Annotated in this window: 17 protein-coding genes, 1 pseudogene and 1 riboswitch; of the genes and pseudogenes, 3 read left to right on the forward strand and 15 right to left on the reverse strand. The window is 70.4% G+C overall.

The genetic code is table 11. From position 1 onward, the window contains the following. Positions 1-15 precede the first annotated feature (15 nt). The 5 genes from NKJ47_RS20405 to dusA all read right to left on the reverse strand — a co-directional run bounded on the left by NKJ47_RS20405 (position 16) and on the right by dusA (position 5,821). Positions 16-1,602, reverse strand: a complete 1,587-nt coding sequence (locus NKJ47_RS20405; protein WP_254459525.1) for a DUF1800 domain-containing protein — start codon at positions 1,600-1,602, stop codon at positions 16-18. Positions 1,603-1,800: 198 nt separating this feature from the next. Then, complete coding sequence (locus NKJ47_RS20410) at positions 1,801-3,171, reverse strand: ATP-binding protein (RefSeq protein WP_254461485.1); 1,371 nt, start codon at positions 3,169-3,171, stop codon at positions 1,801-1,803. Between the two features lie 82 nt (positions 3,172-3,253). Further along, a complete protein-coding gene (locus NKJ47_RS20415; RefSeq protein WP_003469280.1) occupies positions 3,254-3,937 on the reverse strand; it encodes a response regulator transcription factor in 684 nt (227 codons plus the stop codon). A 73-nt stretch (positions 3,938-4,010) separates the two neighbouring features. Next, entirely contained in the window at positions 4,011-4,394 is a 384-nt protein-coding gene (locus tag NKJ47_RS20420; RefSeq protein WP_429002464.1) for a hypothetical protein, read from the reverse strand. A gap of 407 nt (positions 4,395-4,801) precedes the next feature. After that, entirely contained in the window at positions 4,802-5,821 is a 1,020-nt protein-coding gene (gene dusA, locus NKJ47_RS20425) for a tRNA dihydrouridine(20/20a) synthase DusA (protein ID WP_254459526.1), read from the reverse strand. A 142-nt stretch (positions 5,822-5,963) separates the two neighbouring features. After that, a riboswitch (cobalamin riboswitch) is annotated at positions 5,964-6,217 on the forward strand. Positions 6,218-6,428: 211 nt separating this feature from the next. Here dusA and metE point away from each other — a divergent pair. Further along, positions 6,429-8,720, forward strand: a complete 2,292-nt coding sequence (metE, locus tag NKJ47_RS20430) for a 5-methyltetrahydropteroyltriglutamate--homocysteine S-methyltransferase (protein ID WP_254459527.1) — start codon at positions 6,429-6,431, stop codon at positions 8,718-8,720. A 239-nt stretch (positions 8,721-8,959) separates the two neighbouring features. Continuing rightward, on the forward strand, positions 8,960-10,954 hold the full coding sequence (locus NKJ47_RS20435) for a choice-of-anchor X domain-containing protein (protein WP_254459528.1): 1,995 nt from the start codon (positions 8,960-8,962) through the stop codon (positions 10,952-10,954). Between the two features lie 239 nt (positions 10,955-11,193). Here NKJ47_RS20435 and purU read toward each other — a convergent pair whose 3' ends face one another. The 7 genes from purU to NKJ47_RS20470 all read right to left on the reverse strand — a co-directional run bounded on the left by purU (position 11,194) and on the right by NKJ47_RS20470 (position 18,148). After that, positions 11,194-12,045: a formyltetrahydrofolate deformylase gene (purU, locus tag NKJ47_RS20440; protein WP_254459529.1), complete on the reverse strand. Its 852-nt coding sequence runs from the start codon at positions 12,043-12,045 to the stop codon at positions 11,194-11,196. A 686-nt stretch (positions 12,046-12,731) separates the two neighbouring features. Continuing rightward, a complete protein-coding gene (locus tag NKJ47_RS20445; RefSeq protein ID WP_254459530.1) occupies positions 12,732-13,172 on the reverse strand; it encodes an XVIPCD domain-containing protein in 441 nt (146 codons plus the stop codon). Between the two features lie 123 nt (positions 13,173-13,295). After that, positions 13,296-14,174 carry an NAD(P)-dependent oxidoreductase gene (locus NKJ47_RS20450; protein WP_307547109.1) on the reverse strand — a complete coding sequence of 293 codons (879 nt, stop codon included), beginning with the start codon at positions 14,172-14,174 and terminating at the stop codon, positions 13,296-13,298. 58 nt (positions 14,175-14,232) lie between these two features. Continuing rightward, complete coding sequence (locus tag NKJ47_RS20455) at positions 14,233-15,330, reverse strand: NADH:flavin oxidoreductase/NADH oxidase (protein WP_254459531.1); 1,098 nt, start codon at positions 15,328-15,330, stop codon at positions 14,233-14,235. 87 nt (positions 15,331-15,417) lie between these two features. After that, positions 15,418-16,296, reverse strand: a complete 879-nt coding sequence (locus NKJ47_RS20460; protein WP_254459532.1) for an NAD-dependent protein deacetylase — start codon at positions 16,294-16,296, stop codon at positions 15,418-15,420. Positions 16,297-16,480: 184 nt separating this feature from the next. Beyond that, complete coding sequence (locus NKJ47_RS20465; RefSeq protein WP_254459533.1) at positions 16,481-16,861, reverse strand: VOC family protein; 381 nt, start codon at positions 16,859-16,861, stop codon at positions 16,481-16,483. A gap of 33 nt (positions 16,862-16,894) precedes the next feature. Further along, entirely contained in the window at positions 16,895-18,148 is a 1,254-nt protein-coding gene (locus NKJ47_RS20470) for an MFS transporter (protein ID WP_254459534.1), read from the reverse strand. A gap of 99 nt (positions 18,149-18,247) precedes the next feature. On the opposite strand from NKJ47_RS20470, the pseudogene NKJ47_RS20475 reads away from it, so the two are divergent. Continuing rightward, positions 18,248-19,126 (forward strand): annotated as a pseudogene (locus NKJ47_RS20475) (LysR family transcriptional regulator); the annotation flags it as partial. A gap of 148 nt (positions 19,127-19,274) precedes the next feature. Here the strand turns inward: NKJ47_RS20475 and NKJ47_RS20480 are convergent. The 3 genes from NKJ47_RS20480 to NKJ47_RS20490 form a co-directional block, all read right to left on the reverse strand. Then, complete coding sequence (locus NKJ47_RS20480; protein ID WP_254459535.1) at positions 19,275-19,940, reverse strand: VOC family protein; 666 nt, start codon at positions 19,938-19,940, stop codon at positions 19,275-19,277. Between the two features lie 255 nt (positions 19,941-20,195). Next, positions 20,196-20,528: a thioredoxin family protein gene (locus NKJ47_RS20485; protein WP_148827238.1), complete on the reverse strand. Its 333-nt coding sequence runs from the start codon at positions 20,526-20,528 to the stop codon at positions 20,196-20,198. 85 nt (positions 20,529-20,613) lie between these two features. Continuing rightward, entirely contained in the window at positions 20,614-21,174 is a 561-nt protein-coding gene (locus NKJ47_RS20490) for a flavodoxin (protein ID WP_254459536.1), read from the reverse strand. Between the last annotated feature and the right edge of the window lie 53 nt (positions 21,175-21,227).

The raw sequence follows: 21,227 nt of genomic DNA on the forward strand, positions 1-21,227 counted from the left end.
CGGCGAAGGCCGCGATCAGCGGTAATTGAAGTCGGGGGAGGCCAGCAGGTAGCCGTTCCACTCCTGCTGCGAGCGCGCCTGCGCCAACGCCTGGCGCGTGGCATCGCTCAGTTGCGGCGCGATCGCCTGGTAGTACAGCGGCGTGCTCAGTTGCGGAAAACCGCCGCGCTGCTGCCCGTCGACGGTGAACAGCTGGGTGTTGCCGTTGCCGATCGCGCGCGCGATCTCGAAGCGCTGCGCCATCTGCCCCGAACTGTTCCAGGCACTGGACTGCAGCGACCAGCCATCCGGGGTGATCCGCCCGAAGCTCGGCTCGCCCATCTGGTTCAACCAGCCCAGCAGCGGCTGCGGATTGACGATGGTCTGCCCGTCGTAGGCCAGGCGCAGCGCCGAGACCAGGAAGCGGTACGGGTCCTTGAACTTGTGCGGCGCGCCGGCGGCCATCTCCGGCGCGGTGAACATCACCTGCAGCACCGCAGCGATGTCGCCATCGCTACGCTGGAACGTGCGCGCCATCTTCTCCACCAGCGCCGGCGGCGGCTCGTCGGCGACGAAGTAGTCGGCCAGCTGCTGCGATATGAAGTGCGCACACGCCGGCTGGCGCACGATCAGCTGCACCGCGCGCTCGACCTCGTCGAAACCGCCGCCGACGATGCGCTGGCCGAGCAGGGTCTTGTCGCCGGGCTCGTGCCGGGCGGGATTGAACTCGAACGCGCCGCGGCGCAGGTACTGCGCCTGCAGTGCCGGCGGCAACTTCGGCGGGCCGTCGCGGTCGACCGGCGCGATGCCGACGCCGGTGAGGATCAGCGCCAGTTGCTGCACGTCCTTCTGCGTGTAGCCGGCATTGACGCCGAGGGTATGCAGCTCCATCAGCTCGCGCGCGTAGTTCTCGTTGACCTTGCCCTTGGCGTTCTGCGCGTTGTCCAGGTACTCCAGCATCGCCGGGCTCTGCAGCGTCGCCATCACCAGGTCGGAGAACTTGCCCAGCGCATGCGGGCGGATCGCATTGTCGGCGTAGTCGGCCACGGTCCAGTGCACGCGGCCCTTGTCGGCGAACACGCTGAAATGGTTGAGCCAGAACCACACCATCTGCTCGCGCAGCTGGTCCGGCGCGTAGATCGCGCGCAGCAGCTGCGCCTGGCGCGCCTGGTTCAGCAGCAGATCGCCGCGCTGCTGCGCGGCCTTCTTCGCCGCGACCTTGGCGTCGCCGTCGGGCATCGCCTTGATCGCCTGCTGCGCGGCGGCCTGCTGCTTGAGCAACTCCTGCACCGGCGTGTGCAGCGCCTCGTAGCCATCCAGTTGTGCGCGCACCGGCGCCGGCAGGTCGGCGTCGCCGACGTCGTCGGCCTGCAGCTGCTCGCGCAGGAAGCGCTTGCGGCCGTCGCGCTGGAACTGCGCCACGCTGGCGCTGTCCAGGCCGATGGTCATCGACTGCAACCAGCGGGCGTCGTCGCGCTTGATCACCTTGTCGGTGGCGGCGATGGCGGCGACGGTGAACAGCACCAGCAGCAACGACAGCAGCAGCCGCTGGGTGTTGCGCCACACACGCCGGCCGTGCACGCGCAGGCGTGCGGCGGCAGGACGATGCCGGGATTCGGACATGCGACGCTCCTGACGAGAAATCGGCGTGAAGACGGGCGCAGTATCGCCAGCTGGGCGCCTGCCGCGTTAAGCCACTGTCGGAAAGGCGGCTGACATTTGCACGGGATTCACCTGGGGCGGTGGCCCGGGGGCGGGCCAGCGCTGGCCCGCCATGCGGCGTGACGCCGGTCGCAGACCGGCACGGGGGCGCTGCTGCGCCTACAGCCCCGGCGGCAGGGTGACCAGGAAGCGCGCCCCGCCCAGTTCCTCGGAGCGGCTGACCTGCAGTTCGCCGCGGTAGCCCTTGACCAGGTCCTGCACGATCGCCAGGCCGATGCCGTGGCCATGCACGCGCTCGTCGCCGCGCACGCCGCGCTGCAGGATATGCGCCACTTCCTCCGGGGCAATGCCGGGACCGTCGTCTTCCACCGCGATGATCAGGCCGGCACGGCGGCTGCCGGCGGCCGGTTCCGGCCGCACGCTCAGCAGCACCCGCCGGCGCGCCCACTTGAACGCGTTCTCCAGCAGGTTGCCGAGCAGTTCCTGCAGGTCGCCGGGCTCGCCGTGGAAGCGCGCGCTGGGCTCGATGTCGAACTCGCACAGCACGCCCTTGGCCGCGTAGACCTTCTCCAGGCCGCGCACGATCTCCTCGGCATTGGGTTCGATCGGCAGCGGCGCGGCGAACAGCTTGTGGCCGCTGGAGGCGGCGCGCGCCAGCTGGTAGGACACCAGGTTGTTCATGCGCCGCAGCTGCACGTCCAGCTCTTCGCGCAGCTCCGGTCCCTGCGCGCCGCTGTCGAGCTGGGTACGCAGCACCGCCAGCGGCGTCTTCAGGCTGTGCGCCAGGTCGGCCAGGGTGTTGCGCTGGCGCTCCAGGTTCTCGCGCTCGCTCTCGATGAAGGCATTGATGCTGTCGGTCAGCGGTTCCAGCTCGCGCGGATGGCGATCGCCCATGCGCAGGGCTTCGCCGCGCTGCACCTTGGTCAGTTCGTTGATCACCCGCCGCAGCGGGCGCAGGCTCCATTGCAGGATGAAGGCCTGCAGCACCAGCAGGATCAGGCCGGCGCCACCGAGGTTGAACCACACCCGGCCGCGGAACACGCGCAGCTGCGCGCCCAGCGCGCGGGTGTCCTCCATGATGTAGATGGTGACCGGGGTTTCCTTGTCGCGGCGCACGTAGGCCAGGCCGATGCCGTAGCGGTAGACCTCGCCCTGGCTGCCGTCGATCTGGGTTATCGGCCAGGGGCCGTCGAAGGTTTCCTGGCGCGGTTCGAGCATGCCGCCCGTGGGCAGCAGCGGACCCTCGCTGGACATCGAGACCCAACGTTCGTTGGGCAGCACGATCTGCGCGTACAGGCCGCTGCCCGGCCGGTCGAAGTGTGGATCCGGCGGCGGCTTGTCGTAGTTGATGTACAGCGAGCCGTCGCGCGCCACGTCGACGTTGTTGGCGTAGGCGGTGGCGTAGCTCTTCAGGCGCTCGCGCAGGTTGCTCAGCGCGGTGTCGGCGAAGGCCTGGTCCAGCGCGTAGCCAGCCGCGGCCAGGAACGCCAGCAGGCTCAGGCTGGCGGCAAGCAGCTGGCGGGCCTGCAGCGAACGCGGGCGCCAGCGCTTGTACCACCTGGGTCGTGCCGCCACGCGGTCGCTTCCTCGGTGTGCTCGCCGGCGCCTGCGATCAGCCTTCGGTGCGCGGAATCGCGAACCGGTAGCCGCGGCCGCGCACGGTCTCGATCGGCTTCAACTCGCCGTCCGGGTCCAGCTTCTTGCGCAGGCGGCCGATGAACACCTCCAGCACATTGGAATCGCGGTCGAAATCCTGCTGGTAGATGTGCTCGGTCAGGTCGGCCTTGGAGACCAGTTCGCCGGCATGCATCATCAGGTACTCGAGCACCTTGTACTCGTAGCTGGTCAGGTCGACGTTGCTGCCGCTGACGCTGACGGTCTGCGCCGCCAGGTCCAGCGCGACCGGGCCGCATTCCAGGGTCGGCTTGCTCCAGCCGGCGGCGCGGCGCAGCAGCGCGTTGACGCGCGCCAGCAGCTCTTCGACATGGAACGGCTTGACCAGGTAGTCGTCGGCGCCCTGCTTGAGGCCTTCGACCTTGTCCTGCCAGCTGGAACGCGCGGTGAGGATCAGCACCGGAAACTTCTTGCCTTCGTCGCGCAGCGCCTTGATCAGCTCCATGCCCGACATCTTCGGCAGGCCCAGATCGATGATGCCCACGTCGAAGGGCACTTCGCGGCCCATGTACAGGCCTTCCTCGCCGTCCTGCGCCGCATCCACCGCAAAGCCTTCGCGCTTCAGGCGAGCGGCCAGGGTCTCTCGCAGCGGAGCTTCGTCTTCGACCAGAAGGATACGCATGAACTCTCCCTAGTAACTTACAGGTGGCCGGTGGCCGGGGCGGTGTGTGGAACCTGAACCGAACTATCCGGACTCACGGGTGATCGTCGCGTGGTGGCTCGGGGGGCTCGCCCGACCGCGGCGCCCGCGGCGGCGCCGCACGGCCAGGCTGCGGATCGTCCATATAGCGTACCCGCCCGCGACCATCCATATACTTGACGCGGTTGATGTCGCGCCCGTCGAACGGCACGCGCTCGGCGCCGAGGATCTGCCCACCGGTGGACCGCTGCACGCGGCGCACCGCGTCGGACAGCGAGCTGCCGACATAGTCGCGGCTGCGACCCGCGTCGCGCTCCGGCGGCGCCATCGCACCCGGCATGGGTGGTTGCTGCGCACGGCCATGCCCAGCCGCGACCGACGCCAGCGCGAGCGCGAAGACAGCGGCGAAGCGGTAGTGGCGGGAAGCGGAAGAGGTCACGACGGGCATCCTAACGGACTGATCGGAAACGTTCAAAACTTGTGAAGCGCGACACCTCGTGGAAACGAAGACAACCTCGAGAAATCGAGGCAAATTCTTGATTTTTCGGGGTGAATCCGGTCTGAACTTTTCCGGGCGATGCCGGCGGCATTCAGTGAAATGAACCTGCGGGAGGCCGATGCAAGGGCCGCGCCAGGCGCTCGGAGAGGCCCTTCGGCAGGCGCTTCGCGGCGTCTCCCCAGGCACAGAGACTAGCCGTGAGCGCCTGAACGGAATCCCTGAACGGCACGCGGAAGACACAGGCGGCGATCGAGGCACCACGCCTTACAGTGCCGCCCGCGCTGTAAGGCTGGCGGTTCATCGGGCGGGGCGAGGCGCCCGCCATCCTCCGGTCGAACCGCGCCGGATCAGGCCGCCGCGCGCGCCGCCCCGTCGGTGACCGCCAGCGCCCGCTCCAGCAGCGCCCAATCCGCGCCCGGCCGATGCGCGCCTTCGCTGAGCACCTGGCGGAAGGCGCGGCCGCCGGGCTGGCCGTGGAACAGGCCCAGCAGGTGCCGGGTGATGTGCTTGAGCGCCAGCCCCTCGGCCAGGCGCGCCTCGACGTAGGGACGCAGCGCGCGCAGCAGCTCCGCGCGCGGGCGCGGCGCGGCGCCGGTCAGGGCCGCGTCCAGCCGGTGCAGGACGTAGGGGTCGTGGTAGGCAGCACGGCCCAGCATCACCCCGTCCAGCGCCTGCAACTGCACCTGCGCCATCTCCACCTCGGCCAGGCCGCCGTTGAGCACCACCTGCAGCTGCGGCCGCTCGCGCTTGAGCCGGTGCGCCCAGTCGTAGCGCAGCGGCGGCACCTCGCGGTTCTCCTTGGGCGACAGGCCCTGCAGCCAGGCGTTGCGCGCATGCACCACGAACAACCCGCAGCCGGCGGCGGCGACCTGGTCGACGAAGGCCAGGAACACCGCGTAGTCGTCGTCCTGGTCCACGCCCAGCCGGCACTTCACCGTCACCGGGATGTCCACTGCCGCGACCATCGCCGCCACGCACTCGGCGACCAGCCCCGGCTCGCGCATCAGGCAGGCACCGAAGCGCCCGGCCTGCACCCGGTCGGACGGGCAACCGCAATTCAGATTGATCTCGTCGTAGCCCCAGTCCTGGCCGATCCGCGCCGCCTGCGCCAGCAGCGCCGGCTCGCTACCGCCGAGCTGCAGCGCCAGCGGATGCTCGGACGCATCGAAATCCAGCAGCCGCGCGCGATCGCCCAGCACCACCGCATTGGCGTGCACCATCTCGGTGTACAGCCGCGCCGACGGCGCCAGCAGCCGGTGGAATACCCTGCAATGCCGGTCAGTCCAGTCCATCATGGGCGCAACGGACAGGCGCAGCGAAGCGGCGTAGCGCGCGGGGAGATCGGAGGTTGGGCGCTGAAGCGTCATCGCACGTCGTACCGGCGTTGCCGGCCATGCGCCGCAACGCCAAGTCTTGGCTTAGGGATCAATAGCTTACACGTTCGCGCTGATCGTTGCCGGGACCTGCCGGGAAAACGCACCTGGCGCTTGACCCGCCGCCGCATCCAGCCTATCGTGCGCTCGCCGAAGGTATTCATCGCTTCATTCGGATGAAGGGATGGACTTAAACGGGAATCCGGTGACGGCCGGCGCCGCAAGCGCCTGCCCATTCCGGAGCTGCCCCGCAGCGGTGAATGGAAACGACCTCCGTCAATGGCACTGGGCCGGCGCATGCCGGCCTGGGAAGCGACGGACAGTAGGTGCGCAGCCGGCACGGTGCGCGTGTCCATCAGCCCGAATACCGGCCCCGGCCGGAGGACCGTGCGTCCTCCGATTCGACCTGGCGCCTCCGCGGGGAGGCGGCCGGACCGCGACCCGGCCTTGCGCCGCGCCGCGTCGTCCGCCTGCCCGCGCGGTACCGGTTCGCCCGCGGGGGCGAAGGTCGCTGGCGTGGCGGGCGGTCCGTGCGAACGGGGCGCGCGGCGCGCGGTTCCTTCGTTCCTCAATGCCCTTGAACGCAATGAGGAAACGCAACATGACGATCGTGACCAACCTGGGCTTCCCGCGCATCGGTGCGCGGCGCGAGCTCAAACAGGCGCTGGAACGCTACTGGCGCCGCGACATCGACAGCGCGCAACTGCAGGACACCGCACGCGAGCTGCGCCAGCGCCACTGGCAACTGCAACGCGAGGCCGGGGTGGACGTGCCGCCCAGCAACGACTTCAGCCTGTACGACGCGATGCTCGACACCGCGTTCCTGTTCGATGCCATTCCGCAACGTTACCGCGCGCTGGCCGATGCCGATCCGCTGGCCGGCTACTTCGCGATGGCGCGCGGCACGCAGGAACACGGCCTGGACCTGCACGCGCTGGAAATGACCAAGTGGTTCGACACCAACTACCACTACCTGGTGCCGGAACTGGCGCGGCGCCAGCACTTCCGCCTGCGCGGCGACAAGCCGGTGGTGGAGTTCCTGGAAGCCAAGGCGCAGGGCATCCAGACCCGGCCGGTGCTGATCGGGCCGGTGACCTTCCTGGCGCTGTCCAAGACCGTGGACGGCAGCGATCGCTGGGCGCTGCTGGACAGCCTGCTGCCGGTGTACGCCGAGCTGCTGCAACGTCTGCATGCGGCCGGCGCTGGCTGGGTACAGCTCGACGAACCGGCGCTGGTGCTGGACCTGGACGACACCGCGCGCGAGGCCTATCGCCGCGCCTACGCCTTCCTGGCACAGGCGCCGCGGCCGAAGGTGCTGCTGACCAGCTACTTCGGCGAACTGGGCGACAACCTGGAGCTGGCGATGGCGCTGCCGGTGGACGGCGTGCACGTGGACTTGGTGCGCGGCGTGGCGCAACTGGATGCGGTGCTGCAGGCCCTGCCGGCCGGGCGCGTGCTTTCGGCCGGCCTGGTCAACGGCCGCAACGTGTGGCGTACGCCGCTGGACAACGCGCTGACCCTGGCCCGCTACGCCGCCGGCCATGTCGGCCGCGAGCGGCTGTGGCTGGCGCCGTCATGCTCGCTGCTGCACGTGCCGGTGGATCTGCAGCAGGAGACCAAGCTGGACCGCGAACTGGTCGGCTGGCTGGCCTTCGCCAAGCAGAAGCTGCAGGAACTGCGCACCCTGGCCGATGCGCTGGACGACCAGCCGCAGGCGCAGGCTGGGCTGGACGCGGCGCGCGATGCGCTGGCCAGCCGTCGCGCCTCCACCCGCGTGCACCGCGCCGAGGTGGCGCGGCGGGTCGACGCGCTGACCGACGACGCCGGCCGCCGACAGTCGCCGTATGCGCAGCGCCGCCAGGCGCAACAGGCGGCGCTGCGGCTGCCGCTGTATCCGACCACCACGATCGGCTCGTTCCCGCAGACCGAGCAGGTGCGGCAGGCGCGCGCGCAGCACAAGGCCGGCAAGCTCGACGATGCCGCCTACGACGCGTTCCTGGCCGCCGAGACCGAGCGCTGCGTGCGAGCACAGGAGCAACTGGGCCTGGACGTGCTGGTGCACGGCGAGTTCGAGCGCAACGACATGGTCGAGTACTTCGGCGAGCAGCTCGATGGCTTCGCCTTCACCCGGCACGGCTGGGTGCAGAGCTACGGCTCGCGCTGCGTCAAGCCGCCGATCATCTACGGCGACGTGCAGCGCCCGGCGCCGATGACGCTGCGCTGGACCCAGTACGCGCAGTCGCTGACCGAGCGGCCGATGAAGGGCATGCTGACCGGGCCGGTGACGGTGCTGCAGTGGTCGTTCGTGCGCGACGACCAGGAACGCGCGCAGACCTGCCGGCAGATCGCGCTGGCGCTGCGCGACGAGGTGCGCGACCTGGAGGCGGCCGGCATCGGCGTGATCCAGATCGACGAGCCGGCGATCCGCGAAGGCCTGCCGCTGCGCCGCGCCGACTGGCAGGCGTACCTGGACTGGGCGGTGCAGTGCTTCCGCATCGCCGCGGCCGGGGTGCGCGATGCGACGCAGATCCACACCCACATGTGCTACTCGGAGTTCAACGACATCATCGAGGCGGTGGCGGCGATGGATGCGGACGTGATCTCGATCGAGACCTCGCGCTCGCGCATGGAACTGCTCGATGCGTTCGTGCGCTTCCGCTACCCGAACGCGATCGGGCCGGGCGTGTACGACATCCACTCGCCGCGCGTGCCGAGCACGCAGGAGATGGTGGAGTTGCTGGAGAAGGCGCGCGCGGTGCTGGATCCGCAGCAACTGTGGGTCAACCCGGATTGCGGGCTGAAGACCCGCGGCTGGGCGGAAACGCGCAGCGCCTTGGAAGCGATGGTCGCCGCGGCGCGGCAATTGCGCACGCAGCAGGCGCAGGCCGCGTGACCCGGTGATGCCCGGCGCCACGTGCGCCGGGCATCATCGCGCTCCAGGCATGTCTGGCATCCCAGTTCGGCGCGCATTGCTGCATTGCGTCTTTGTCCGGCAATGTGCGCTGGCTATAACCGCAGGCGAACGCGTGGCGAGGGGGCGCTGCGTCCTCGCCGACGTGCTGCCGGCGGCGCACCGCGCCGCGGTTTCCGGCATACGCGTGGGCTTCTCAGCACTGCCAGGGAGAGCGCGTCATGCCGAAGCTGTCGAAACTGTCCGCCGTCTGCGTCCTGTCTCTCGTCGTCCCCGCCGCCGCGCTGCACGCGGCCGAACTGATCCCCAAACAACTGGCCGGTCCGCCGGAGGAGTTCGCGCAGATGCGCGCGCCCGCGCCGGCGGAAGCGGCGATCCTGTCCAAGAGCGCGCTGCTGCCGGTGGAGTTCTCCGCCGCGCGCAGCGGCGGCCCGGCGCAATGGCAGACCACGCTGCCGGTGGAGAACGGCAAGCTGCGCTTCGTGGTCTTGTCCGGCGAACACGATTGGCAGCCGCGCCTGAGCGCGCCGGCCACGGCCAGCGCACGCGCAGGCACCGCCGCCGCGATGTCGATGCTCGCGCCCAGCGCCAAGGCCACCCAGTTGGGCGCCGGCGCCGCCGCACTGCCGGCCCGCGAATACCGCGTGGACAGCGCCGCTAACGGCGACTGGACCCTGACCCTGCAGGCCGACGGCAGCAGCACGGCGCAGCGCGGCTATGTGCTGATGGAAGGCGACCCGCGCACGCAGCTGGCGTCCTATCCCAGCGACCGCGCGCAACTGCAGCGCGGCCAGCGCATCGGCCTGACCGCCCTGCTCGGCGGCATCGATGCGCAGGGCAACGTGAGCCTGGCGCGCAGCGCCGGCAGCGGCCGCATCGACACCGCGCAGCTGCGGGTGATCGCGCCGGACGGCTCGATCCGCCAGTGGCCGATGGCCGACGACGGCCGTCACGGCGACGGCGCCGCGGGCGACGGCGTGTATGCCGGCGACTTCCCGGCGACCGTCACCGGGACCTACATCGCGCAGGTGGTGGTGCACGGCCACGACGCCGGCGGCCAGGCCTTCGTGCGCACCAGCGAGCACGTGCTGCCGGTGCTGGACACCACCTTGCGCATCAATGCCGATGCGGTCGCCGCCAGCGCCCAGCCCGGCACCCGCCTGACCCTGCCGATCCCGGTGCGCATCGGCGGCGGCCAGGCGCCGGCGCACTATCGCGTGCTCGGCGAACTGTGGGGCACCGGTCGCGACGGCAGCGCGGTGCCGGTGGCCTGGCTCGGCGGCATGCTCGCGCCGCAGGACGGGCGCCTGCCGCTGAGCGTGGACGAACGCTGGATCGTCCGCGCCGGCGCACGCGCGCCGTTCACCCTGCGCAACCTGCGCGTGGAGGATCCGGACAACTTCGTGCCGCTGGCCACGCGCGCGACGCTGCCGCTGACCCTGCCGGCGCTGCGCCGCAGCAGCGTGGCGCGTAGCAGCGGTACGATCGACGAGAGCATGCGCATGGGCGAGCGCCCCGCGCAGCTGAGCGCGGCCACCGACATGCAAGCGCAGGCCACCGGCAAGCGCCTGGTGCTGGTGCACGGCTATTGCTCGGGCGGGGTGTGGCCGGTGGCGCAGTTCAGCAACGCCTCCGCGTTCCTGGACGTCAACCAGAACCGCAGCAACGACCAGTTCGCGCAACGCCTGGCGCAGTTCGGCAGCCAATGGAACTCGTTCGGCACGGTGGCGCACAGCCAAGGCGGCATGGCCGCGCTGCATCTGTACGTCTACTACTGGAGCGGCCTGGACAATGCCAGCGGCGGGCGGGTGATGCAGTCGGTGGGCACGCCCTATCAGGGCACCAACCTGGCCGGCATCCTGGCCGCGGTGGGCTCGTGGTTCGGCGTGGGCTGCGGCACCAACAACGACCTGACCTACGACGGCGCCAAGGCCTGGCTGGCCGGCATCCCCAACTCGGCGCGGGCGCTGGTGAACTACTACACCACCTCCTTCGCCAAGACCAACTGGTACACCAACGACTACTGCAATGCAGCCTCGGACCTGGTGCTGAGCGACCCGGAGGACGGCACCGTGGAGCAGGTCAACGGCCAGCTGCCCGGCGGCGTCAACCGCGGCCACACCACCGGCCAGTGCCACACCACCGGCATGCGCGACCCGGCGCAGTACCTGGACGCCAGCCGCAACGCGACGATGAACGCCAACGCGGCGCGTTGAAGGGTCGGGATTGGGGATTGGGGATTGGCAAGAGCGGCGCCGCGGGTTGGCGTTGCTCTTGCCATTCTGGGATGCAACGCTTTTCCGGACGGCCATCCGTCCGGTCACTGTCGAACGAAGCGGCAATCGACGCGGACAGTGTCGGGCAGGCTGTGCGAATCAGGAGTTCAACGGAGCAAAGCGCGTCGCTGTTGCTATTGCTGTTGCCATTCCCGATTCCCGTTTCCCCACTCCCGGCCTCACCGAAACACCACCGTCCGATGCCCGTTGAGCAGGATGCGATGCTCGACATGGCGGCGCACGGCGCGGGCCAGCACCTGCGATTCGGTGTCGCTGCCCAGGCGCACCAGATCGCGCGGGGTCATGGCGTGGTCCACGCGGGCCACGTCCTGTTCGATGATCGGGCCTTCGTCCAGGTCGCCGGTGACGTAGTGCGCGGTGGCGCCGATGATCTTGACCCCGCGCGCGTGCGCCTGGTGGTACGGCTGCGCGCCCTTGAAGCTGGGCAGGAAGCTGTGGTGGATGTTGATCGCGCGCCCGGCCAGCGCCGCGCACAGCGTCGGCGACAGGATCTGCATGTAGCGGGCCAGCACCACCAGGTCGATGCGCTCGCGCTCGACCAGCGCCAGCAGCTGCGCTTCCTGTTCGGCGCGGTTGGCGGCACTCACCGGCAGGTGGTGGAACGGCACGCCGTAGGAGCCGGCCAGCCCGGCGAAATCGGCATGGTTGGAAGCCACCGCGGCGATGTCCACCCGCAACTGCCGGCTGTGCGCGCGGAACAGCAGGTCGTTGAGGCAGTGGCCCTGCTTGCTGACCAGCACCAGCAGGCGCGCGCGGCGGCGCGCGTCGTGCAGTTGCCAGTCCATCGCGTAGTCGGCGGCCAGCGGCGCCAGCTGCGCCTGCACCGCTGCGGCGGTGTCGGTGGCCGGCGCATCGAAATGCACGCGCAGGAAGAAACGGCCGCTTTCCTCGTCGCCGAACTGCTGCGCATCGAGGATGTTGCAGCCGTGCTCGAACAGCAGGCCGCTGACGCGGAAGACGATGCCGGTACGGTCCGGGCAGGACAGGGTCAGGATGTAGTCGGGGCGCATCCGCCGATGATAGGGGAAAGGGCGGGATTGGGGATTGGGGATTGGGGATTCGGGATTCGGGATTCGGGATTCGGGATTCGGAAGAGTCCACCACGGAGACCTGGGGCAGCTGTCGTGCAGCCATGACGGGACAGAGCTGGCGGGCATTCGACCTTGGAAGGCGTCGGGACTGAAGTCCCTCCCACAGTGCAGTCCCCCAGCCGCGCTGGAGCCGCCGTGTCGTAGCGGCTCCAAGGCACCGCCAATAACTTAAAGAAGTGTCCTATAGGAGCGGCTTCAGCCGCGACGGGAGCGAGAGGGGCTAGGCATCCCGCCGGCGCTGGCTTCTCCCTTCTCCCGCCGGGAGAAGATGCCCCGAAGGGGCGGATGAGGGTCGAGCGAAGCCTCGCGCGGTCAAAACATCACGTGCGCTGCGCGTCCGTACCCTCACCCCAACCCCTCTCCCCGAGAGAGAGGGACTAGCCATCCCACCGGCACTGGTTTTTTCCTTCTCCCGCCGGGAGAAGGTGCCCCGAAGGGGCGGATGAGGGTCGGGCGAAGCCTCGCGCGGTCAAAACATCGCGTGCGCTGCGCGTCCGTACCCTCACCCCAACCCCTCTCCCGGAGGGAGAGGGGCTCGGCCATCCTCGCACTGCAACCCGGTCGCGGCCGACACCGCGCCTGGGACATTGCTCACTCGCCTGCCCTCACTCCGGGCGCAGGCGCAGCGCCAGGCGGCGGTTGACCTTCTCCAGGCGCGCCAGCGAGTCCTCCACCGACATCCCGACCGCTTCGTGAGTGGTGATGTGCGCGCGCAGATGCGCCGGATCGTCCAGGTCGCCGCGCACCAGGAACACGTTCTCGCCATCCTCCACGTCGCCGATCTCGCGGCTGAGCACCACGTGGTCGACCTGGTCGAACCCGTATTCCTTGGCCAGCGGCAGCAGCCGCGCCACCATGCGCTCGCTGATCGCGTCCGGGGCGCGGCCGCAGGCGGCATCCAGCGCGTGCACGCCCTCGCGGATCTGCGCGTACAGCAGGTGGTCGGGATGGTCCGGATGATCGGGCCCGGGCACGGCCTCGCGCACCACCGCGCGCGGCGGCTGGATCGGCGCTCTGTCGTCGGGATCGGACGAAGTCGGACTCATGGCATCCTCCTGTGATGCGCCAGCAAATCGCCGCACCTTAGCGGCAAGCGCACGCCAGGCTCAAGCAGGCACGCAGTGTGCCGCAGGCGCCGCCAAGGTCCGCTGAAGATCCGTCGGCGCCGCTCAGGCCTGGCCGGCGCGGCGCGCGGCGACCTTGGCCAGCGCCGCCCAGTCCAGGTCGCCGTCGCCATGCGCGATCGCCTCGATGAAGGCATCGCGCAGCACCGCCGCCAGCGGCATCGGCACGTGCCGGGTCTCGCCGGCGTTCAGCGCCAGGCGCACGTCCTTCAGGCCCAGCACGGCCTTGAAGCCGGCCGGGCTGTAGCGCTGTTCGGCGATCATGCCGCCGTAGGTCTGGTAGGCCGGCGCGGCGAACACGGTGCTGGTGAGCATGTCGAGGAAATCGGCCGCCTCCACGCCATGCCCGCGCACCAGCGCCGATGCCTCGGCCATGGTGCCGATGGCGCTGGCCAGGCACAGGTTGGCGGCAAGCTTGACCGCGTTGGCCTGTTCCGGCGCGGCGCCGAAGTACCAGGTCTTGCGCCCGATGACATCGAGCAAGGGCTGCACCCGCGCCAGCGCCGCGGCATCGCCGGCGGCGAGCAGGTTGAGCTGGCCGGCCGCGGCCACCTCCACCCGCCCCAGCACCGGCAGCGCCAGGTAGGCGACGCCGCGCTCGGCATGCAGCGCATGCAGTTCGCGCGCCAGCGCCACCGAGATGGTGGCCATGTTGACGTGCACGCTGCCGGCGGTGAGCGCGTCCAGTGCGCCGCGATCGAGCAGGGTCTCGCGCACCGCGGTGTCGTCGGCCAGCATCGAGAACAGCACCGGCCCGCGCACCGCATCGGCCGGTTGCGCGGCCAGCTGCGCGCCGGCCTCGAGCAGGGGCTGCGCCGCCGCCGCGCTGCGATTCCACACCGTCAATGCGTGACCGGCACGCAGCAGGTTGAGCGCGATCGGCTGGCCCATCGTGCCCAGGCCGAGAAATCCAATCGTCGTCATTGCAGGCTCCCTGAAGGAATCGAAATGGAGGCCGCCACCGGCACGCGCAACGCGCCGGTCAGGCGTCGAACACGCCGCGCGCCGCATGCGGCTCGCAACGCAGGTATTGCGGCGACGGGCGCAACCGCGCGCCCAGCGCGGCGGCCGCATGCCACGGCCAGCGCGGATCGTAGAGGATGCCGCGGGCCAGCGCGATGGCGTCGGCGCGGTCCTCGGCGAGGATGGCCTCGGCCTGTTGCGGCTCGGTGATCAGGCCCACCGCGATCACCGGCATGCGCACCGCGCGGTGCAGCGCCTCGGCCAGCGGCACCTGGTAACCGGGCGCCACCGGAATACGCTGGCGGCGGTCCAGGCCGCCGCTGGACACGTGCAGGTAATCGCAGCCCTGCGCCTGCAGGGCCTGCGCCAGCGCCTGGCTCTGCGCCAGGTCCCAGCCGCCGTCGACCCAGTCGGTGGCGGAGATGCGTACGCCCACCGCGATGGTCGGCGCCACCGCGGCGCGCACCGCCGCATGCACCCGCAGCAGCAGGCGCATGCGGTTCTCCAGGCTGCCGCCATAGGCATCCTCGCGCTGGTTGCTCAGCGGCGACAGGAACTGGTGCAGCAGGTAACCGTGTGCGGCGTGCAGTTCGATCAGCGCGAAGCCGAGGCGTTCGGCACGCCGCGCCGACGCCACGAACGCCTCGACGATGGCGTCGATGCCGGCCAGGTCCAGCGCCTGCGGCGGCACGCCGTCCTGATCGAACGCCAGCGCCGATGGCGCCACGGTCTGCCAGCCGTTCGGCTGGTCGGGCGCGATCGCGCCGTCGCCCTCCCAGGGCTTGCGCGTGGATGCCTTGCGTCCGGCGTGCGCGAGCTGGATGCCCAACGGCATCGGCGACCAGCGCCGCACCGCGCGCAACACCGTGTCCAGCGCCGCTTCGGTGGCGTCGTCCCACAGCCCCAGGTCGGCGTAGCTGATGCGCCCACGCGGCTCGACCGCCGTCGCTTCCAGGATCAGCAGGCCGGCGCCGGACTGCGCCAGTTGGCCCAGATGCTGGGTGTGCCAATCGCTGGCGCGGCCGTCCTCGGCCGAGTACTGGCACATCGGCGCGATCACGATGCGGTTGGACAACGACAGCGGCCCCAGTGCGAGGGGCGAGAACAAATGCGTCACGATACGGATCCAGGGAAACGCCGCGCACGGCGCGGGAGGCGACCATTGCACTCCTGCCGCGCAGCGCGATCAACCACTGCCGGTGGATCAGTTCGTGCCGGGATTCGGAACGCGCGCCGTCGCCGGCAGCAGGAAGTCCAGCGCCTGCGCGCACGGCTGCGCCACCTTCAGTTGCAGCAGGTCGTCGCCGCGGGTCCGGCCCAGATTGATCGCGGCGATCGGCAGCCTGGCCTTGGCCGCGGCCTGCACGAAGCGGAAGCCGGAATAGACCATCAGCGACGAGCCGACCACCAGCACCGCATCGGCGCGCTGCAGATGCGCGAAGGCGCTGGCCACGCGCTCGCGCGGCACGTTTTCGCCGAAGAACACCACGTCCGGTTTCAGCACGCCGCCGCAGTGCGCGCAGGGCGGCACCACGAAGCTGGCGAAGTCCACGCCGTCCAGGTCGGCATCGCCGTCCGGCGCCGGCGCGGCCTGCAGCGTCGCCCACTGCGGGTTGTGCCGCAGCAGATGCTGCTGGAACGTCTCGCGCGGCAGGCGCCGCTCGCAGCCCATGCAGCGCACCACGTCCAGGCGCCCGTGCAGGTCGATGGTGGCGCGGCTGCCGGCGGCCTGGTGCAGGCCGTCCACGTTCTGGGTCAGCAGCAGTTCGACCTGGCCGCGCGCTTCCAGCTGCGCCAGCGCGGCGTGGGTGGCGTTGGGCCGGGCATGGCCGAAGCGCGGCCAGCCGAGCAGGCTGCGCGCCCAATAGCGCTGCCGCGTCGCCAGCTCGCCCATGAAGGCCTGGTAGGTCACCGGCTGCGCACGCTTCCAGTCGCCGGCGGCGTCGCGGTAGTCGGGAATGCCCGAGTCGGTGCTGCAGCCGGCACCGGTCAGCACGAACAGGCGCCGATGGCGGTCGACGAACGCCTGCAGCGCGCCAAGCGCCGCCGGCACGGACGCGGCGTGATCGAGCAACTGCGGCATGGTGCGACTCCCGTCGGCGTTGGCGGCGCGCACAACGACGGCAGCGCCCTCCTGTATGTAGGGCGTGCAGCCCGGCAACGCAAGGCCCGGCAACGCCCGCCTGTGAACCGCATCCAGGGCGGCGCCGTTGGAGGATGAGGCCGTGCCCGAACCGCACGCCGTCAAGCGATCGCGGCGCCCACCATCACAACGGGTTGGCGACCTCGATCAGGTTGCCGTCCGGATCGCGGAAATACAGCGACAGGATCGGCCCGCGGGCGCCGGTGCGTTGCACCGGCCCGCTCTCGATCGGCACGGCGGCGGCGCGCAGTTCCTCGGCCACCTGCGCCAGCGGCGTGGCGGTGAGAAAGCACAGATCGGCCGAGCCCGGCGTGGGCGTGCGCGCCTTGGGGTCGAACTCGTGGCCGTGCCGGTGCAGGTTGATCTTCTGCTCGCCGAACGCCAGCGCCTTGCGGCCTTCGCCGAAGGTCACCACGCGCATGCCCAGCACCTGCGCATAGAACACGCAGCTGGCCTCGATGTCGGCGACGGTGAGGACCAGATGGTCGAGGTGGTCGATCTGCATCTGAGAACTCCCGTTGGGTGACGGCGGCGCGGTTCACTCGCCGCGCGGCGGATGCGGCCCGAAACGGCCGTAGGGGCGGCTGTCGTCGGCGCCGCGGCGCAGCACCTGCACGGCGACCAGGCCGATGCCCAGCAGCACCAGGCAGCAGGCGACCAGGGCGTTCCAGCCACCGTGCTGCCAGGCCGCACCGCTGAGCGAGCCGATCAGGCTGGCACCGGCGTAGTAGGCCAGCAGGTACAGCGAGGCGGCGTGGCTCTTGTGCTGGCCGCCCAGGCGCCCGACCCAGGCGCTGGCCGCCGAGTGCGCGACGAAGAAGCCGATGGTCAGCAGCACGATGCCGGCGATGACCGGCACCAGCGCATGCGACAGGGTCAGCGCCACGCCCAGCGCGGCGGTGACGATGCCCGCCAGCACCACCGGCCCGCGGCCGAAGCGGTCCGAGGCGGCGCCGGCGACCGACGAGGACACGATGCCGAACACATACGCGCTGAAGATCATGCCGAGCTGGCTCTGGCTCAGCCCGAACTCCGGCCCGCCCAGGCGGAAGCCGGCGTAGTTGTAGACGCTGACGAACACGCCCATCGCCAGGAACGGGATCGCGAACAGCCACGGCAGATGGCGATCGCGCAGATGCCCGCCCCAGGCGCGCAGGTGGAAGCGCAGGTTCACCCCCTGGCGGCGCACGAAGTGCCGCGACGGCGGCAGCAGCCACACGAAGCCGACCGCGACCAGCAGATCGACCATGCTCAGCGTGGCCAGCGCGATGCGCCAGTCGAAGTGGTCGGTGAGCATGCTCATGCCGATGCGGCCGATCATGCCGCCGAACGCATTGCCGGCCACGTACAGCCCGGTCGCCGCGCCGAGCCGGTTCGCCGGCAGCTCTTCGGCCAGGTACACCATCGCCACTGCCGGCACGCCGCCCAGGGCGATGCCGGACAGCGCGCGCACCGCCACCAGCGCGCCCCAGTGCGGCAGGCAGGCCGCCAGCAGGTTGAGCAGCGCCGCCAGCGCGATCGATACGAACATCAGCCCACGCCGGCCCAGCGTTTCCGACACCGCACCGGCGCAGAAGATCGCGATCGCCAGGCCGCCGGTGGCCAGCGACAGCGGCAGCGAGCTGGCCGCGGCGCTGAGTCCGAACTCGCGCGCGAACTCGGGCAGCAGCGGCTGCACGCTGTACAGCAGCGAGAAGGTGGCGAAACCGGCCAGGAACAGCGCCAGGCGGATGCGCAGCAGCAACGCATCGTCCACGGCGGGCAGCGGCGGGCATTGGCTGGAGGCGTTCACGGTGTGGGTCGCGGCGGGAAATGGAGGGCCAGTATTCGCCTGCCGGACCCTCGCGTCCAATATATGATCACCCCATTCTCCATATTCTTTGGATATGACATGGAACTGCGCCATCTGCGCTACTTCCTGGCCGTGGCCGAGGCCGGGCACTTCACCCGCGCCGCCGCGCAGCTGGGCATCCAGCAACCGCCGCTGAGCCAGCAGATCCGCGCGCTGGAAGAGGAACTGGGCACGCCGCTGTTCGTGCGCACGCCGCGCGGCGCCGACCTCACCGATGCCGGCCGCGCGTTCCGCAACGAGGCGCGGCGCGTGCTCGCCGACCTGGAGCGCGCCGGCGACGCCGCGCGCCGTGCCGCACGCGGCGAAAGCGGCGTACTGCGGCTGGGCTTCACCGCCTCGGCCGCGTTCAACCCGATCGTGCCGACCCTGGTGCGCGGCTTCCGCCGCGGCTGGCCGGCGGTGACGCTGGCGCTGGAGGAGACCAATACCGCCGGCCTGCTCGCCGCGCTGCTGCAGGGCCGGCTGGATGCGGCCTTCATCCGCTACAGCGTGGCTACGCCATCGGAACTGCAATTGCTCAAGTTGCCCGACGAGCCGATGAAGATCGCGGTGCCGGTGGCGCACCGCCTGGCCAAGCGGCGCCGCGCGCCGCTGTCGGCGCTGGCCGGCGAACCGTTCATCCTGTTCCCGCGCAGCTTCGGCACCAGCCTGTACGACGAGATCCTCGATACCTGCCGCCAGGCCGGCTTCGAACTGAAGATCGAACAGGAAGCGCCGCAGATGTCCTCCATCGTCAACCTGGTCGCCGCCGAATTGGGCGTGTCGGTGGTGCCCGCCTCGACCGCGCAGGTGCAGCTGCCCGGCGTGCGCTACCTGGACATCGAAGGCCGCGTGCCGATGGCGCGGCTGGCGCTGGCCGCGCTGCCGGCCACCGCGCAGGCGATGCCGATCGTGCGCCATTTGTGGCAGCTGGCGCAGGGACATGCAGCGGGCGGGCGCGGCACTCCCCCGACAGGATTGCCCGATCCGAAGACCGCAGGAACGGCTTCGGCCGCGACAGGCGCCAGCGGGAAAGCGCGGCGCGGCTGACGCCGGTCCTACGCCACGTGCGCCTGCGCGCAACGGATCACAACGTACGCACCTCCCATCCCGCCGCATCGCCCAGCACCTGGCCTGGGCGCACACCGTCCACGACCACCTGCACACCGCGCGCGAACGGCAACTGCCGCTGCTGCGGAAACCAGCGTCGCTGCGCGTCCACCGCGATCAGCAAACCGGTGTGGTCGCCGAGCGCGGCGAATTCGGCGGACGGCGGCTGCAGTGGACGCAATCCGAAATCCCGCTGCGCGGCCGCGACCACGGCCGGCACCTGCGCGCTGGGCAGGCCGACCTCGCTGATGCACAACACCTCGCGCGCCGAGAACGCGCCCTGCGGCGCCGGCTGCGCCGGCAGCGGTGCGCGTGCGATCAGTTCCAGCACCGCGCCATCCGGGCCGGCGAAATACACCGACTGCGACTGCCATGCGCCACCGAGCGCGAACCGCGTGGTTCCCTGCGCGTCGGACAGGAACGCGGCCCGCTGCGACAGCCAATCGCAGGCCGCCTCGAACCGGGCGGGCAACACGTTGAAGGCCAGGTGCGCGCTCCCGACGTCGGTCCCGCGGGTCAGCTGCAACACGCTCCAGCCGATCCGCACCTGCTCGGATGCGACGGGCAACTGCAGCACCTCGCCATAGAAGGCCAGACCGGCAGCGGGATCGGTACAAGGCAAATGGACATGGGTGATGCGCATCGCAGGCTCCTTGGCGGCGGAGCGCCTATTGCACGACCTCAACTGCGGTTGAGGTCAAGCGCACGCGACCTGTCCGCGCCTGCAGCAGGATGCTTGCGGCGGCGCGTCGTGCCCGGGATGCGATGCAGTCTGGCGCCGCGCGGATGCGCGGCGATCCAGCAAGAGCGATTGCAGGAGCGGCTTCAGCCGCGACCAGGACGTTGCCTGGGATACCCAGTCGCGGCTGAAGCCGCTCCTACGAGAAACAGCGCGCGCTCACCCCAGGTGCGTGCGCACCGCTTCGTCGATCTTGGCCGGCGGCACGAAGCCGGGGACGCGCGCCACTTCCTCGCCCTGGCGGAACAGCATCAGGGTCGGGGTCTGGCGCAGGCCCTGGGCACGGAAGAAGTCCTCGCCCACGTCTTCCATCTTCACCTTGAGCAGGGTCACGCCCTGCGCGCTCTCGCCCTCGGCGAAGCGCTCCAGCGACTTGTCGAGCATGCGGCAGCCCGGGCAGTTGTCCTTGTTGAAATCGGCCAGCACGCGCGGGTGCGCGGCGAGCGCATCGGCGAACTGTTCGGCGCTGGAGACGGTGATGGTGGTAAGCATGGAACGGAACCTTGTCTGATGTCGGAGGAAGCACGGCGTGCGATGGCGACGCCGGTGATGCCAGGAAAACGGATGGACGACGGCGTCAGCCGCTGCCATGCAGCGGCAACACCCTCGAAGCGAACCCGCCCGCAGCGGCGGACGGGGGCGCGGCAGCGGCGCCCGGCACGGCGCCTGCCGACGACGCGCGTGCCGCGCGCAAGGCCAGCACGCGTGCGCACCAATCGTCGATCGCGGCACTGTCGCGGTCGCCATGCGGCATCTGCTCGATCTCCAGCACCGGATAGGCGCTGTCGAAGAACCGCGCGATGCGTTTGACCGCACCGCAGTAGTACTCCAGTCCCCACTGCGTCTCGCCGGTGCCGAACACCGCCACCTCGATCGTCTTGCCGGTCGCCTCGACCAGCTCGGCGATGTAGCGCTTCATCTCCGACGGCGTGCGCCCGGCGTTGTCGGTCCAGCTGCCGAGCAGGTGCAGATCGAACTCCGCCGCGCGCCCTGCATCGCCGAGCGCGTCCTGCAGCGTCTGCAGGTCGGTGTGGATCCAGGTGACCTCGTGCCCCGCCGCCTCGCACTGCGCATGCACGCGGCGGGCGACGTCGCGCGTGTTGCCGCTGAGCGAAGCGTAGGCGAGCAAGATTTTCATGAGGCGGGGATTCGGGATTGGGGATTCGTCAGAGCGCGGAGACTTGCCTTTAC

Origin of the sequence: Xanthomonas sacchari (genome assembly GCF_024266585.1) — a bacterium.
GTDB lineage: Bacteria > Pseudomonadota > Gammaproteobacteria > Xanthomonadales > Xanthomonadaceae > Xanthomonas_A > Xanthomonas_A sacchari_C.